Annotated in this window: 1 protein-coding gene; it reads left to right on the top strand. The window is 68.7% G+C overall.

Going from position 1 to position 265, the window contains the following annotated elements; genetic code table 11:
* Nucleotides 1–18: 18 nt before the first annotated feature.
* Nucleotides 19–265: acyl-CoA dehydrogenase family protein (locus AOK23_RS50725; RefSeq protein WP_420823782.1), on the top strand; the 247-nt coding region annotated here is incomplete at its 3' end.

A 265-nucleotide genomic window follows, 5' to 3' on the forward strand; every position in this document is an offset into this window, starting at 1 on the left:
CCCCCTTAGGAGCCCCTCATGTCCCCAGTGATCGAATCCGAAGAACACCAAGCCCTACGAGCCGCCGTAGCCGCCCTGGGCAAACGCCACGGCCGAGACTTCACCCCGGAGTCCCTCTGGGACGAGGCCGCCAAGCTCGGCTACCTGGGCGTCAACCTGCCGGAGGCATACGGCGGGGGCGGCGGCGGAATCGCCGAACTCTCCATCGTCCTGGAGGAACTCGGCGCCGCAGGCTGCCCCCTGCTCATGATGGTCGTGTCGCCCG

Origin of the sequence: Streptomyces torulosus, from assembly GCF_001419765.1 — a bacterium.
Classification (GTDB): domain Bacteria; phylum Actinomycetota; class Actinomycetes; order Streptomycetales; family Streptomycetaceae; genus Streptomyces; species Streptomyces torulosus.